Origin of the sequence: Pararhodobacter aggregans, from assembly GCF_003075525.1 — a bacterium.
Lineage (GTDB): Bacteria > Pseudomonadota > Alphaproteobacteria > Rhodobacterales > Rhodobacteraceae > Pararhodobacter > Pararhodobacter aggregans.
The window spans coordinates 202,133-217,025 of the sequence record NZ_QDDR01000002.1; the positions used below are offsets into that span (position 1 = coordinate 202,133).

The 14,893-nt window shown below is 70.7% G+C and carries 13 protein-coding genes; 6 read left to right on the forward strand and 7 right to left on the reverse strand.

Annotation, left to right across the window (positions count from 1 at the left end):
- Positions 1-94: 94 nt before the first annotated feature.
- From DDE23_RS05050 to DDE23_RS05070, 5 genes are read right to left on the reverse strand one after another with little or no spacing between them, the layout of a single operon-like run.
- On the reverse strand, positions 95-1,708 hold the full coding sequence (locus DDE23_RS05050) for a thiamine pyrophosphate-binding protein (RefSeq protein ID WP_107750681.1): 1,614 nt from the start codon (positions 1,706-1,708) through the stop codon (positions 95-97).
- Complete coding sequence (locus DDE23_RS05055; protein WP_107750680.1) at positions 1,705-2,640, reverse strand: NAD(P)H-dependent flavin oxidoreductase; 936 nt, start codon at positions 2,638-2,640, stop codon at positions 1,705-1,707. The genes DDE23_RS05050 and DDE23_RS05055 overlap by 4 nt, the downstream gene beginning before the upstream one ends.
- The gene (locus tag DDE23_RS05060) at positions 2,637-3,410 is read right to left on the reverse strand and encodes an SDR family NAD(P)-dependent oxidoreductase (protein ID WP_107750679.1); all 774 of its coding nucleotides are present in this window, start codon (positions 3,408-3,410) and stop codon (positions 2,637-2,639) included. The genes DDE23_RS05055 and DDE23_RS05060 overlap by 4 nt, the downstream gene beginning before the upstream one ends.
- Positions 3,410-4,351 carry an acyl-CoA dehydrogenase family protein gene (locus DDE23_RS25685; protein WP_107750678.1) on the reverse strand — a complete coding sequence of 314 codons (942 nt, stop codon included), beginning with the start codon at positions 4,349-4,351 and terminating at the stop codon, positions 3,410-3,412. The genes DDE23_RS05060 and DDE23_RS25685 overlap by 1 nt, the downstream gene beginning before the upstream one ends.
- Positions 4,348-5,478: an acyl-CoA dehydrogenase family protein gene (locus DDE23_RS05070; RefSeq protein WP_107750677.1), complete on the reverse strand. Its 1,131-nt coding sequence runs from the start codon at positions 5,476-5,478 to the stop codon at positions 4,348-4,350. Before DDE23_RS05070 ends, DDE23_RS25685 begins: the two co-directional genes overlap by 4 nt.
- Before the next feature lie 195 nt (positions 5,479-5,673).
- Between DDE23_RS05070 and DDE23_RS05075 the strand changes: the two genes are divergently transcribed.
- Genes DDE23_RS05075 through DDE23_RS05095 form a run of 5 tightly spaced genes read left to right on the forward strand, consistent with a single transcriptional unit; the run spans position 5,674 to position 10,871 of the window.
- Complete coding sequence (locus DDE23_RS05075) at positions 5,674-6,819, forward strand: acyl-CoA dehydrogenase family protein (RefSeq protein WP_107750676.1); 1,146 nt, start codon at positions 5,674-5,676, stop codon at positions 6,817-6,819.
- A 3-nt stretch (positions 6,820-6,822) separates the two neighbouring features.
- Positions 6,823-7,737, forward strand: coding sequence for an acyl-CoA dehydrogenase family protein (locus DDE23_RS05080; RefSeq protein ID WP_107750675.1), 915 nt, complete (start codon positions 6,823-6,825; stop codon positions 7,735-7,737).
- Positions 7,734-8,519: an enoyl-CoA hydratase/isomerase family protein gene (locus DDE23_RS05085; protein WP_107750674.1), complete on the forward strand. Its 786-nt coding sequence runs from the start codon at positions 7,734-7,736 to the stop codon at positions 8,517-8,519. The genes DDE23_RS05080 and DDE23_RS05085 overlap by 4 nt, the downstream gene beginning before the upstream one ends.
- Positions 8,516-10,054 (forward strand): AMP-binding protein, encoded by a 1,539-nt coding sequence (locus DDE23_RS05090; RefSeq protein ID WP_107750673.1) that lies wholly within the window; start codon positions 8,516-8,518, stop codon positions 10,052-10,054. The genes DDE23_RS05085 and DDE23_RS05090 overlap by 4 nt, the downstream gene beginning before the upstream one ends.
- Before the next feature lie 58 nt (positions 10,055-10,112).
- On the forward strand, positions 10,113-10,871 hold the full coding sequence (locus DDE23_RS05095; RefSeq protein ID WP_238149905.1) for an IclR family transcriptional regulator: 759 nt from the start codon (positions 10,113-10,115) through the stop codon (positions 10,869-10,871).
- A 416-nt stretch (positions 10,872-11,287) separates the two neighbouring features.
- On the opposite strand, the gene DDE23_RS05100 is transcribed toward DDE23_RS05095, so the two are convergent.
- Positions 11,288-12,559 carry an ATP-binding protein gene (locus DDE23_RS05100; RefSeq protein WP_107750671.1) on the reverse strand — a complete coding sequence of 424 codons (1,272 nt, stop codon included), beginning with the start codon at positions 12,557-12,559 and terminating at the stop codon, positions 11,288-11,290.
- Positions 12,556-13,287 (reverse strand): response regulator, encoded by a 732-nt coding sequence (locus tag DDE23_RS05105; protein ID WP_107750670.1) that lies wholly within the window; start codon positions 13,285-13,287, stop codon positions 12,556-12,558. The genes DDE23_RS05100 and DDE23_RS05105 overlap by 4 nt, the downstream gene beginning before the upstream one ends.
- A 388-nt stretch (positions 13,288-13,675) precedes the next feature.
- Between DDE23_RS05105 and DDE23_RS05110 the strand changes: the two genes are divergently transcribed.
- A complete protein-coding gene (locus tag DDE23_RS05110) occupies positions 13,676-14,893 on the forward strand; it encodes an efflux RND transporter periplasmic adaptor subunit (RefSeq protein ID WP_107750669.1) in 1,218 nt (405 codons plus the stop codon).

Here is a 14,893-nt window from a genome sequence, read left to right on the forward strand (position 1 = left end):
AAAACTACCCATCCGCCCCCTCACATGCTGAACGCCGAGGGCAAAAGTGTTCCGTATAGTGGGATAATTGGTCCCGCATGTTGGGACCGATCCCCTACCACATGGCGACCTGATCGGGATTGAGGCGGACGTCGATCAGGAACGGCCGGCTCCGGTCGCGCGCCTCCAGCGTCGCGGGCAGCGCCGCCAGTGATTCGGGGGACGAGACCCGCAAAGCCTCGGCCCCGAAGGCCCGGGCGACGGTGCAGAAATCGGGCCAGTCGAAGAGCGCGATGGCCGGGTCGCGCTGCTTTTCCACGAACTGGATATGCTCGGCGCCATAGGCGCCATCGTTGAAGACCACGACGATCAGGTCCAGCGTCTCGCGCGTGGCGGTGTGGAATTCGGTCAGGTTCCCCAGCATGAAGCCGCCGTCGCCGCAGACCAGCACCGCCGTCCGGTCGCGCCGGGTGGCGGCGGCGCCGATGGCGGCCCCCATGCCCAGACCGATCGACCCGAAGCTGGCGGTGGTGACATGATCCAGCGGGCCCGGGACGCTCAACTGCGCATAGCTGCGCACCATCCAGCGCCCGGCATCGGTAATCAGCGTGCGCTCGGCTGGCAGGATCCGGTCGAGTTGTTGCAAAGTGGTCAGGAAATCCACCGCGCCCGGACCGGGATCGCGCGCAACCGCCGGGGGCGGCCTGTCGAGGCCCTGCGCGGGCAGGGTCTGCGTGAAGCCCGAGCCCGGGATCTCGGCCTCGTCCAGCCAGTGCAGGAACGTCGTCGCCACATCCTCGGACCGGCCCAGAATCGCGACATCGGCGGTGGCGTTGCGGCCCAGATCCTCGGCCCGGTCGGCGATCTGGATGATGCGCCGGTCGCGCAGGAACGCGCCCTGCGCGGTGGTGTGGAAGTTCAGGCTGGCGCCAAAGGCGATCAGGCAATCGCAGCGCGCCAGGGCCTCGGCGGCGGCGGGGGTGCTGACGGTGCCGTGGATGCCCAGCACATGATCCGCGCCCGCGAACAGCGATTTCGCCCGCATCGTTGTGGCCAGCGGCGCGTCGATCCGCTGCGCCAGCCGGATCAGCGCCTCGCGCGCGCCAATCGCGCCGCGTCCGGCCAGCACCACCGGCGCGCGGGCGGCGGCGATGATGCCGATGGCATGGTCCAGCGCCTCGCCGGTCAGCTCGCCCGGCGGCAGCTCAGGCACATGGGCGCTGGCCGGGCGCCAGTCCGCAGCCTCCCACAGCAGATCGGCGGGCATGTCCAGCACGACCGGCCGACGCTCGGCCCGCGCGCGGCGGGTGGCGCGGGCCAGATCGGCCAGGGCGGTGGCGGGCGCATGCAGGCGCTCGTACCCGGCGCCGCTGGACAGGACCACCGCGCGCTGGTCGATGGCCTGCAGGTTCTCGCGGTCCGCGGCCTTGACCGCGCCGCTGAGCAGCACCAGCGGCGTGTTGGACTTCACGGCCTCGGCCAGCGCGGTGACGCAATTGGTCAGGGCAGGGCCGTGGGTGACGGTGGCAAAGCCCGTCCCGCCCGAGACCATCGCCGCGCCCATCGCCATCAGCACCGCGCCATTCTCGCTGGCGGCGGCGACATAGGCGCCGCCGAAGCGGTGCTTGAAGTCGTCCACCAGATAGGCGTTGGCATCGCCCACCACGCCGAAGAGCGGCGTCTCGGCGGTTTCGGCCAGCCAGCGCGCCAGCGCCTCGAAGACCTTCATGCGCCCCCTCCGAACGGGTTGGCCGCGGCCTGCGCCATGGCCGCGCGGTATTCCTGCGCCAGCCGGTCGCACAGCGCCCGCGCCCCCGGAATGTCGTGAATGCCGCCGACGCCATGCCCGGCCGACCAGACCCGGCTCCAGGCCTTCGCCTCGGTCTGCATGTCCAGCGTGCCATGCGGCGGCAGCGCCTCGGGGTCCAGCCCGGCCGCGACGATGGAGGGGCGCAGGAAATTGGCGTTCACGCCCGAGATGTTGGGGGTATAGAGGATGTCCTCGGCCCGGCTGTCCACGACCATCTGCTTGTAGCCCTCGGCCACCATCGCCTCGCGCGTGGCCAGAAACCGCGTGCCCAGATAGGCCAGATCCGCGCCCATCAGCCGGGCGGCGGCGATCTGCGCGCCGGTGTTGATCGCGCCCGAAAGCACCAGACAGCCGTCGAACACCGCGCGAAGCTCGGCCAGCAGGGCGAAGGGGCTGAGCGTCCCGGCGTGACCACCCGCCCCGGCGGCGACGGCGATCAGCCCGTCAACCCCGGCTGCGGCGGCCTTCTCGGCGTGGCGGCGGCCGATCACGTCGTGAAACACCAGCCCGCCATAGGATTGCACCGCCTGAACCACCTCGACCACCGCGCCCAGCGAGGTGATGACCAGCGGCACCTTGTGGCGCACCACGACCTCCAGATCGGCCTGAAGGCGGGGGTTCGAGCGATGGACGATCAGGTTGACACCGTAGGGCGCATCGCCCGGCGCCCGGCGTTCCGCGATCTGGTCGAGCCAGTCGGAAAAGCCCTGCGTGCTGCGCTGGTTCAGGGCGGGAAAGCTGCCGACCACCCCGCCGCGGCAGGTCTCGACCACCAGATCGGGGCCCGAGGTCAAAAACATCGGCGCGGCAATCGCGGGCAGGCGCAGGGGGCTGAGCGCGGCGGGGATCATTCGACGCGCACCGCGCTGAGGGCGGCCTCGGACAGGTATTTCGTGCTGCTCCAGCCGCCGTCCACCGCCAGCACCTGCCCGTTGATCCAGCCCGAGGCCGGTTGCGACAGCCACAGGATCGCCTGCGCCACGTCCTCGGCCGTGCCGGCGCGGTGGCTGGGGGTCATCTCGGTGTTCATCCGGCGAAAGGCCTCGTTCTGCAGGCGGTGTTCGGTCATCGGCGTCGGCACCACGCCCGGCGCCACGGCATTCGCGCGGATCCTCGAGGCGCCGTATTGCGCCGCCAGATGCAGCGTCAGCGCGTTCAGCCCGCCCTTGGCCGCGGAATAGGCCCCGCCCCGCAACCCGCCGACCAGCGCGAAGGTCGAGGACACGTTGACGATGCTGGCCGGGGTCGAAAAGGCGGGCAGGGCGGCGCGGATCATGCGGAAGGGCGCGCGCAGCATCAGGTCCAGAAACTGGTCCAACATCGCGTCGTCGGTTTCATGCACGGGTTTTGGGCTGCCGACGCCCGCGTTGTTCACCAGATGATCCAGCCGCCCGAACCGCTCCAGCGCCAGTGCGACCGCGCGGTCGGGCGTGTCCTCGGCGGTGACATCCGCGACCAGCGTGGCCAGCGGCGCGGGCAGGTCGGCGCAGGCGGCCTCGGCCCTTGCCATCTTGTCGGGATCGCGGGCGACGCCGACCACGGCGATGCCCGCGCGCAGAAAGGCCTGCGCCGTGACCAGGCCGATGCCGCTGGACATCCCGGTAATGAGAGCGACGCGCATCAGGAACTCCTGTTCAGGGGGGTGAGGGGGGCGTCCAGCGCCATCAGATCGGCGGGCAGGAGCAGCTGACCCAGCCGATGCGCCTGCTTGAGGATCAGATGCGCGTCGGCTTCGTCGGAAAACCCGATCCCGCCATGGATCTGGATCGCCATCCGCGCGTTGCGCAGCGCGATGCGGGGGGCGAGCCTGGCGAGGGCGGCGATCTGGAAATCGGCATCCTCCTGCCCGGCCTCCAGCGCCAGCGCGGCGAAGTCGAGCTGCGCCGAGACCATCGCCACCCCCAGCGCCATATCGGCGCAATGGTGCTTGATCGCCTGAAACGCGCCGATGGGGCGGCCGAATTGCTCGCGCGTCCTTGCATAGGCGACCGACAGGTCGAGCGCGGCCTCGGCCGTGCCGAGGAGTTGCGCGGCGACCAGCAGTTGCCAGGGCGCCGAGGGGGCCGTCGCGGCCCCGGCCGGGCGGGGGGTGCGGGTCAGCGGCAGGCCGCCGCCGGCCGGGGGTGCCGCCGCGCCACTGTCGCAGGGGCCCCAGCGCAGTGTGTCGCCCTCGCGCCAGACCGCCATCGTGGCCCCCGGCGCGTCGCAGAGCAGCAGGTCGCCGCCCGTCGCCACGCCGGCTGAGACGGGCAGGGCTCCGTCGGCGATCCGGCTGGCCAAGGCATCGTCCCCGGCCTGCGCGGCCAGCCGCGCGGCAACGGCTGCCGCCAGCGTCGAGGGGGTCAGCAGGTGCCGCCCCAGCCGCGCATGCAGCAGCGCCTCGGTCAGCAGGTCGGAGCCGTCCTCACCGGCCAGTCCCAGCCCGAAGAGGCCGAATTCCACCAGCCGGGTCAGATCCTCCGCCGCGCCCGACCGCAGCCGCGACAGCGGGTATTCGGCCTGCAGCAGGGCCTCGGCGGCATCGAGGATCTGGCTCTGCTCGTCACTCAGGTCGAGGTTCATGCCCGCCCCTCGCGCGGCAGGCCGAGGATGCGCTCGGCGATGATGTTGCGCTGGATCTCGGCGGTGCCGCCAGCGATGGTTTCCGAATAGGACTCGAAATAATCGGTCATCACCGGCCCCTGCAGCAGGCTCTCCGGCCCCAGCAGTTCAGCCGCCAGCCGGTGCACGCGCTGCGCGAGCTCAGCAAAGGTCAGCCGCACCAGCGAGCCGTCAAAGGGCGTGCCCCCCTCGCGCAGCACGCTGCGCCAGGTCATCGCCCTGAGGCCCGCCGCCTCGGCGCGCAGATCGGCCAGCGTCTCGGCCAAGGCCGAACCGGGCGCCGCGCCGGCTTCGGCGATCAGCCGCTCCACCCGTACCGAAAGGTCCAGTTGCAGCGCCATGGCGGCAGTCTTGCGCTCGAACCCCAGCGTGGTCATCGCCGTGGCCCAGCCGTTGTGCAGCCCGCCCACGACATTGGACAGGGGGATGCGCACATCGTCGTAGAACACTTCGGCGAAATGCGTCTCGCCCGCCATGTTGGCGATCGGGCGCACGGTGATGCCGGGCGCGCGCATGTCGCAGATGACCCAGCTGAGCCCGCGATGCCGCGCGGAGCCGGGCTCGGTACGGATCAGGAGTTCCTGATAATCCGCATCCTCGGCATAGCTGGACCAGATCTTCTGGCCATTCACCACCAGTATGTCGCCCTCGACCCGGCCCGAGGTCCTGAGGCTGGCCAGATCCGACCCGGCGCCGGGCTCGGAAAAGCCCTGACACCAGATCGACTGGCCCTGCAGGATGCGCGGCAGGTGGAAGGCCTTCTGCGCCTCGCTGCCCAAGGCGATCAGCGTCGGCCCCGCGTGATGCAGGCCGACGAAGGTGCAATCCAGCGGCGAGGGGGCGCCGGTGCGGGCGTATTCCTCGTACCAGATCAGCAGCCGGTCGGCAGAGAGGCCCTGCCCACCCCAGTCGCGCGGCCAGGCCAGCCCCGACCAACCCGCCGCGTGACAGCGGGCCAGCCAGGCCGTCGCGGCCTGCCGCGCGCCCGCGCCCCCGGCCGGGGCGCGGTGGCGGGGCGCATTGGCGCCCAGCCAGTCGCGCGCCCTCTGGCGAAAGCGGTGATCGTCGGGGGAAGGGGTCAGGTCCATGCGGCTTGGCTATCCCATTTGTCTCATATTGTGGACATTCAAACTCTGTGTGGATCGGGCAAGATTGGCCGATCCCGCGCGGTCACCCTAGCTTTTTGCCCATACACGGGTCAATATCTTTCGGATTGACAGCTTGCGCCTGACAATTCAGATATGTTCCTCACGAAAATCGTCTCAGAATACGGGAAAGTACCAATGGAGTTTGCCTGGACGGAACAGGATCGCACCCATCGGGCCCGGATACGGGCGCTGCTGGCCTCCGCGCTGCCCGCCGACTGGCAGGTGATCGCGCGGCACGGGCCGGGGTCGCGCGAGCAGACGCTCTTCAGCCTGTCCTTCTGCCCGCAACTGGCCGAGGCCGGCCTGCTGGTGCCGCATTGGCCGCGCGAATGGGGCGGGCAGGGCGGCACGGTCTGGGAGCATTTCATCCTCGGCGAAGAAATGTGGGCGGCGGGCGAGCCGCGCGGGCCGCAATACATGAACGTCAACTGGATCGGGCCGGTCCTGATGCAATTCGGCAGCGAGGCGCAGAAGGCGCGCTATCTGCCGCCGATGGCGCAGGGGCGGGCGATCTGGTGCCAGGGGTTCTCGGAGCCCGGCGCGGGGTCGGACCTTGGCAGCCTGCGCACGCGCGCGGACCGCGACGGTGACACCTATGTGCTGAACGGGCAGAAGATCTGGACCTCGTATGCCGGGATGGCCGAAACCTGCTTCCTGCTGGTGCGGATCGGCGGCGAGAAGGCGGGCAAGGCGGGGATCGCGGTCTTCCTCGTGCCGATGGACAGCCCCGGGATCGAGGTGCGGGCCATCCCCAGCCTGATCGGCCACGGCGACATCCATGAGGTGTTCTTCACCGATGTCCGGGTCCCGGCCAGCGCCCGGCTGGGCGAGCCGGGGCAGGGCTGGACCATCATCTCGGCCGCGCTGGCCAACGAGCGGGTGGGCATCCCGCGTTATGCGCTGGCCCGGCAGGTGCTGGACGACATGGTGGGCCTGCTGCAAGCGCGTGCCGGTTTTGCCGATCCGGTGGTGCGGCTGCGCGCGGCCGAAGCCGCCGCGGCCTGCGATGCCGCCCGGCTGCTGGTCTATGCGGTGATCGACGCCCGCGCCCGCGGGATCGCCGCCGAGGCCAGCACCGCGCGGCTGGCGGTGATCGCGGCCGACAACGCCGTCAACGATTTCGGGATGGAATTCCTGCCTGAGTGCTATCACGGCGATGGCCATCCCGCCCTGCTGGCGCATCACGAGCGCGCCATCGTCACCGGCATCGCCGCCGGGGCCGCCGAGATCCAGCTCAATCTGGTGGCGCAGCGCCGGCTCGCGCTGCCCAAGGGGGCCTGACCGATGCGCCTTGCCTTCAACGACGACCAGCAGATGTTCAACGCGGCGCTCGACCAGATGCTGGGGGCTGAGGCCAGCGAGTTCCGCACCGTTGCCGAGTGGGGCCGATGGGACTATGGCACCGCGCTGGATGCCACGTTGACGGAGAACGGCTTCTTCGACGCCGCGCGGGAGGAGACCCTGGGCCCGGTCGCGGCGGCCGAGCTGGTGATGCGGATCGCCGCGCGGCCGGTGGTGGTAGAATGCGCGGCCTCGGCCCTGCTGCTGCCGCTTCTGGACATGGACCTGCCGCGCCCCTGTGCGGTGATCGACGGGGAAGCGCGCGTGGTGCGCTTCGCCCCGGAGGCGCGCTCGGTGATCTGGCTGGGCGACAGGCCGCGCGCGGCGTTGTTGCCCGACAGCGCGGTCACGCCGGGCGAGACGATCTTTGCCTTTCCGGTCGGCGCGATCGACACGGGCGCGCTGGACTGGCGCGATCTGGCGCCGGACCCGGCGATGGTGCGGGCGCGCTGGCAGGTCGCGCTGGCGGCCGAGCTGGTCGGCGCCCTGACCGGCGGCCTCGAATCGGTCCTGACCCATGTCCGCGACCGCCAGCAGTTCGGCCGTCCGCTGGGCAGCTTCCAGGCGGTGCAGCACCGGTTGGCGGCAGATGCGGTGCAGCTCGATTCCGCGCGCTGGATGGTGCTCAGGGCCGCGCAGACCGGCGGCACCGGCGATGCGGCGCTGGCGCTGGGACATGCGCAGAACGCGGCCCTGCGCATGATCTACGACCTGCATCAGTTCATGGGCGCCATGGGCCTGACGCTGGAGCATCCGTTGCACCGTTTCACCTATCGCGCAAAGATGCTGCGGACCGCATTGGGCGGGCCGTCGGCGGCCTTGCGCGCCTTTGCCGATAACTATTGGGGGGTGTCATGACCGACCTGCCAGCGCTGCAGACCCTGCGGCTGACCCGCGCCGGTCGGCTGCTGACCATCGCGTTCAACCGGCCTGACGTCTTGAACGCGGTCAACACGCAGCTGCATCGCGAGCTGATCGACGCCTTCGCCTTTGCCGCGCGCGATGCGGGATCGGATGTGATCGTCCTGACCGGCGAGGGGCGGGCCTTTTCCGCCGGCGGCGATCTGGAGCAGATGGAGCGGATGATCGCCGAGCCCGCGCTCTTCGAGGCCGAGGTGCGCGACGCCAAGCTCTTGGTCTTCGCGCTGCTCGACATCGAAAAGCCGGTGATCGCGCGGGTGAATGGCCATGCAGTCGGTCTGGGGGCGACGCTGGCCCTGCTGTGCGATGTGACTTTCGTCGCCGAAAGCGCGAAGATCGGCGATCCGCATGTCGGCGTCGGGCTGGTGGCCGGGGATGGCGGGGCGGTGATCTGGCCGCAGCTGGTGGGCTTCAACCGCGCCAAGGAATTCCTGATGACCGGCGATCTGCTGACCGCCCGCCGCGCCGCCGAGATCGGCCTCATCAACCACGTCGTCCCCGATGCGGAACTGGACGCTGAGGTCGAGGCCTTCTGCAACCGGCTGCTCTCGGGCGCGACCGAGGCGATCCGCTGGACCAAGGTCACGATCAACCTTGAACTCAAGCGCCTGGCCCATGCGCTGCTGGACCCCGGGCTAGCCTATGAGGCACTGAGCCTGCGCACCCAAGCGCATCGCGCCCGCGTCGCGGCGCTCAGGGCCCGGAGGGAGCGCACGTGACACCGCTCGACTTTCGCCTGAAGGCGCTGGCCGGCCTGCGCCCCGCCCCGCCCGCCGGCCCCGGTCTGGCCCGCGTCGCGCTGGAGGCGACGGCGGCCGAGCCCGAGCGGATCATCGTGACCGACGGCAGCCGCTCCTTCACCCGGCGCCAGATGCTCGACATGGCGCTGTCCTTGGGTGGTGCGATGCAGGCGCGGGGGCTGCGCCGGGGCGCGGTGGTGGCGTTCCAGCTGCCGAACTGGTGGGAAGCCTGCGTCATCAACCTGGCCGCCGCGCTCTTCGGCTGGCGGGTGGTGCCGCTGCTGACCATCTTCCGCCGGGCCGAGCTGGACCACATCCTGCACGCCTGTCAGGTCGAGGCGCTGTTCATCCCCGGGGAGTGGCGGGGCACCGATCACCGCGCGCTGGTCGCGACGCTGACCTATCGCCCGCCGCATGTCGTGACCCTGCGCGCCGAGGGGGCGTTCGAGGCGCTGCTGTCCCACGCGCCCGGCACGCCTGACCCCGCGCCCGGCACCGACGCCAAGCTGGTGATCTTCACCTCGGGCAGCACCGGCTCGCCGAAGGGCGTGATCCACACCCTTGACGCGATGGATGCGCTGATCCGCCACGCGGCGGGGTTCTGGGGCATCACCGAGCAGGACCGGCTGCATGTGCCCTCGCCGGTCGGGCATATCGGCGGGATGCTCTATGCCTTCGAGTTTCCCTGGGCTACGGGCTGTATCGCCCGGCTGGACGATGCCTGGGACCCCGACCGCGCGGTGCGCCTGATCGACGCCGAGGGGCTGACCTTCATCGCCGGGGCCACGCCGTTCCTGTCCGGGCTGATCGACGCGGCCCGGCGGGCGGACAGCAGCCTGCCCTCGCTCACCCGGTTCATCTGCGGCGGCGCCAGCGTACCGCCCGAACTGGTGCGGCGCGGGCTCGCGCAATTTCCCAACGCGGTGGTCTCGCGCGCCTTCGGCTCGTCCGAGGTGCCGCTGATCTGCCCCGGCCTGCGCACCCGGGCCGAGGCCGAGGCCCATGCTGATACCGACGGCGAGGCGACCTGCGAGGTGACGCTGGTCGAGGGCGAGATCACCGTGCGCGCGCCGCAGATGCTGGCGGGCTATCTGGACCCCGCCGACGACGAAGGCGCCTTCACCGGGGACGGTTTCTTCCGCATGGGCGATCTGGGGGCGTGGGTCGAGGGGCGCTATCTGGTCATCACCGGGCGCAAGAAGGACATCATCATCCGCAAGGGCGAGAATATAGCGCCCCTGGAAATCGAGAACGCGCTGATGCGTCACCCGGATGTGGCGGCCTGCGCCGTTGTCGGCCGCCCCGACCCCGAGCGCGGCGAGATGGTCGTGGCCTTCGTGGTGCCCGCGCCCGGCGCTGCCTTCGACATGGCGGCGATGACGGCGCATCTGGAAGGGCAGGGGCTGGCGCGGCAGAAATTCCCCGAGGAGCTGCGGCTGATGGCCAGCCTGCCGATGAATGCCGTCGGCAAGGTGCAGAAGCCGGATCTGCGCCGCCTCGCCGCCGGGGGGTGATTGCCCGCCCCCGGTCCGCGTGCGACAAGGTTCGGACAGTTTGGACAATGGGGATGCGGTGACTCAGGATGGAACCCAGGCGATCCGCCGCGCAGCCGAGATGCTGCGCTGCATCGCGCGCGCCAGCGACGCCGGGGCCTCGACCCTGCGGGAGATCTCGGAAACCGTGGGCCTGTCGCGGTCGACGGCGCACCGGATCCTCAAATGCCTGACGGACGAGGGGCTGGTCGCCTATGACAGCGCGACGCGCCGCTACGAGATCGGGATGCTGAGCTACGAGCTGGGCCTTGCCGTGACCGACCGCGCGCTCGGCATGGTGCCGCTGACCGCCGCCGCCGATCGCATCGCGCTGCGGGCGAATGTCACCACCTATCTCATGCGGCGTTCGGGGATCGAGGCGGTCTGCGTCCACAAGGCCGAGGGCCGGGCGCTGATCCGGGCGATCCCGGTCGAGGTGGGGCAACGCCGCCTGCTGGGTGTCGGCGCGGGCGCGACCGCGCTGCTGGCCGCGATGGGCGATGAGGCGGTGGAACGGGTGCTGTCCAGCGTCGAGCCGCAGCTTCACCGCTACAACGACCTCACGACCGAGAGCATCCGCACCGCCGTGACGCAGGCCAATCTCGACGGTTTCGCCGAAAGCCACGGTCGGGCCTATGCCTCGGTCTATGGCCTGGGCATGGCGGTGCGCAGCGGCACGGACATACCCAGCTTCGCCCTCTCCATCGCCGTGCACGCCCCGGAGGCGACGCCGGAGCGCATCGCCGACTGGAAGGCGATCATCGCCGAGGAGGCCGCCACCGCCTTGCGTGATCGCTGAAGGCGGCGGATTACGGGGTCCGTTGCGATGCGGGTCATGCGGCAGACGGCACAAGGCGTGGCCTCTGATCGGGCGCGGGCATGGACCCGGGCGGGGTCGCGGTCCTTCTCGCGCGGGGTCTCGTCCGGCATCGGCACCCCGATCCGAGCCAGGCTGTCCGACGTCAGCCTCTTGACGCCTCCCGGGGCGACGGCCACGGTGCAGTCGATGCGCGTATCCACCCGGGCGCCAGCGCCGAGGCCGAGGGGATGACGGCCGGATCCGGGACGCCCGATTGCGCCGGGCAAGGCGATTTCTTCCACCGATGACGAGGTGGCCCTTGACCCGCTCGGGTGCCGGTGGTGCCCGGCACGGCTGCGCCTCCGGCGCTGGCTGAGCCCCCGTGCCACCGGGGTCACCGCGCCAGCGGCCATCACCTAGTTCAGCGGGGCCTCCGCGACGATCGCCTTCAGTTCGACATGCTGTCGCAGCCCACCGTTGGGCCGGTTCTGGATGCTCACCGTCCCGCCTGACCTTTCGAGGATGCTCTGGGCGATCGAGAGACCGAGCCCCGCGCCCGGCACCGTCCGCCGCCGGGCCGGATCGGCGCTGAAGAAGGGCTCGAAGACCTGCTCCAGCAGCGCCTCGGGGATGCCGGGGCCGTTGTCGACGATATCGACTGCCGCCGTGCCGTCCTGAAGCGTCAGGCTGACCTCGGCGCCGCCGCCATGCGTCGCGGCGTTGACGATCAGGTTGCTCAGCGCGCGGCGCAGCGCAATCGGCCCGGCCCGCACCGTCACCGGGGACCGGATGTCGAGCGACACGGAATGCCCGGCCGAGCGCAGGTCGCGGACGATGACCCGCAGGTGATCGTCCAGCCGGAAGGTCGCGGGCTCTTCGCCGCCGGTCTCTTCGCGCACCAGCCGGATGGCGCTGTTGGCGATCCCCTCCAGCTCGGCCAGATCCGCCAGCCATTTCTCGCGCTCGGCCTCGTCGCGGATGAATTCGGCGCGCAGCCGCAGCCGGGTCAGCGGGGTGCGCAGGTCATGACCGGCGGCGGCGACGACCCGCATCCGGCTGGCGATGGATTTGCGCAGCCGCGCCGACAGCCGGTTGATGGCCATCGCCGTCTGCTTGACCTCGATGGGGCCGGCCTCGGGCAGGGGGGCGGGCACGCCATCCGTGCCGAAGGTCAGCATCGTGTCGTGCAGCAGCTGCAACGGCACCGTCACCCGCCAGGCGGCGTAGAACGAGACGATGCCGGTGCCGGTGGTCAGCACGATGAGCCAGATCAGCAACGCGTCGAAACCGCTGCTTTGCGGGCTCAGATCGGGGATCACCACGCTCAGCCAGCGACCGCCCTGCAACCCGACCAGGGCCGTGGCGCCGACCACGCCGGGGCGGAAGAAGACGCGCAGGTCGCGCTCGATGCCGCGCTCGGCCAGGATGTCGCGCAGCATTCCCGCGGCCAAGTCGTCCTCGGGGCCGTCCAGCGGCTGGTCCTCGACCACCGCGCCCAGCAGGGCAATACTGGCCGGATCGCGCTCGGCCGCCTCGGCCAGAAGGGCGAGCTGGTTGGCGACGGGCGTCATGGTCGCCGCGGTCAGCCGGGGCTCGATGATCGCCAGTATCAGTGCGACGGCCAGCATGTTGAGGATCAGGACCGAGACCACCAACAGGCCGGCGATGCGGAAGCGGATCGAGTTCATGGCGCGGAGGGCAGGTCGTCGGCGGTCCAGGACGAGGGGCTGAGCACCAGCTGGTAGCCGCCGTTGCGCACGGTCTTGAACACCGGCTCCGCCACCGCGGCGGACAATTTGCGCCGCAGGCGGCTCATCAGGACATCAATCGAGCGGTCGAGCGGGTCATGGTCGCGCCCGCGGGTCAGATCGAGCAGCAGCTCGCGTGACAGAACCCGGCCCGGGCGTTCGAGGAAGACGTGGAACAGGTCGAACTCGGCCGAGGTCAGCTCGATCTCGGCGCCGTGGCCGTCGGTGACGCGACGCTGGGCCACGGCCACGGTGATGTCGCCCAGCCGGTATTCCTCGGCTTCGGGCGCGGTGCCCGCATCGGGCGCGCTGCGGCGCAGGACCGCCTTGATCCGCGCCACCAGCTCGCGCGGGTTGAAGGGTTTGCCGAGGTAATCGTCAGCGCCCAGTTCCAGCCCGACGATGCGGTCGATCTCTTCGCGCAGCGCGGTCAGCAGGATGACCGGGATCTTCGGCGTCTGGTCGCTGAGCGCGCGGCAGATCTCCAGCCCCGAGCCATCGGGCAGCATCACGTCGAGGACAATGAGGTCGGGACGCGCGCGGGCGAGTTCGGCCCGGCACTCGGCCTTGTCCTGCGCGATGCGGACGCGGAAGCCCTGCTCGCGCAGATAGCGCTGCAACAGCGTGCGGATCTCGGCGTCGTCGTCAACGACAAGGATCGAAGCCATGCCACCCTCTCGGTCCGGGTCCAGCGCCCCGGTTGTTCCCCTGCCCGGCAGCCGAGGCCCTGCGGTGCGGGTCGATACCGGGACCGGGGCCAGTCTTGCGCCGGGACCTGTCTTACACCAAGCCGCCCGCGGGCGAGAGGAGTTTTGCATCCGAATGTTGCTGCCCGGGCCCGGGAAATGTTCAGACACAAATTTCCTTCCGCAGCAATGTTTCGCAACAAAAGAGACCTAAACCGGAAACGCTGCCCGCCTATCTGTGACCGACAGGATCTGGCGCCCGGCGCCCGGCCCCTGCTTTTCCCTGCCCGGCGCCATCGCGGCGACGGGCGCGCGGGCGGGCAGGCCGGGTCGCGCCCGCGCCCAAGAACACGTCGGAACAGAGGTAATCATGACCGATCTTCTCGCTCACCCGGCCGGGACCCGGGCAGGTCTCGCGCTCGCGCTCGGGGCCGCTCTGGTATTTGCCGCGCCCGCCGCCCATGCGCAGGGGGCACCGGGGCAGATGCCGCCCACGCCGGTCGGAGTGGTGACGCTTCAGCCCGAAACGGTGCCGCAGCTGGCCATCATCCCCGGGCGCGCGGTCGCCGCCGAGGCGACGGACATCCGTCCGCGTGTCAGCGGCATGGTGACCGAGTTGCTCTACACCGCCGGTCAGCAGATCGAGGCCGGCACGCCCATGTTCCGTATCGAATCCGCCACCTACGAGGCGGCGCTGGCGCAGGCGCATTCGCAGGTGACCTCGGCCGAGGCGTCCCAGCGCGAGGCGCAATCGGCCTTCGACCGGGCCTCGCGGCTGGTCGGCACCGGCACGACGCAGGCCAACGTCGACACGGCGCGCGCGGCGCTGGATCAGGCGGCGGCGGCGCTGGCCGCGGCCGAGGCCGGGCAGCGGGTGGCCGAGATGGAGCTGGGCTGGACCACCGTGACCAGCCCGATCGCCGGCATGGCCGGGGTGGCACAGGTCTCGGTCGGGGATCTGGTCACCGCCGGGCAGGCGCAGGCCATGGCCCGCGTCACCGCGCTCGACCCTATCGAGGTCGATCTCTTCGGTCCGGTGGCGCGGCTGCAACAGCTGGTCGACACGCTGGGCGCGGGCAATGCGGCCGAGGTGCTGAACATGCGCGCCACGCTGATCCTGAACGACGGCACCCCCTATGCCACGCAGGGCGAACTGGTCTCGCCGGGCTTCGAGGTGTCGATGTCCACCGGCGCCATCGACACGCGCTTTCGCTTCGACAACCCCGAGTTCCGCATCCTGCCGGGCATGTTCCTGCGCGGCCAGATCGAGATCGGCCGCACCGAGGGTTTCCTGGTCAGCCAGCACGCGGCGTTCCGTGACCGGCAGGGCAACCTCAGCGTCTGGCTGTTCGAGGACGGCGCGGCGCAGCAGGTGAGCGTGACCGATGCGGGCAGCTACAACCACCATTGGATCATCACCGGGGGGCTCGAACCCGGGGCGCAGCTGATCGTCGACAATTTTGGCCGTCTGGCGCCCGGCGCCCCGGTGCAGCCGGTGCCCGCCCGCGTCGACGAGAACGGCATCGTGCACACGCTGCCGCCCGAGGGCGATGCCCCCGCCGATACCCCCTCGGCCGCGACGGAGTAA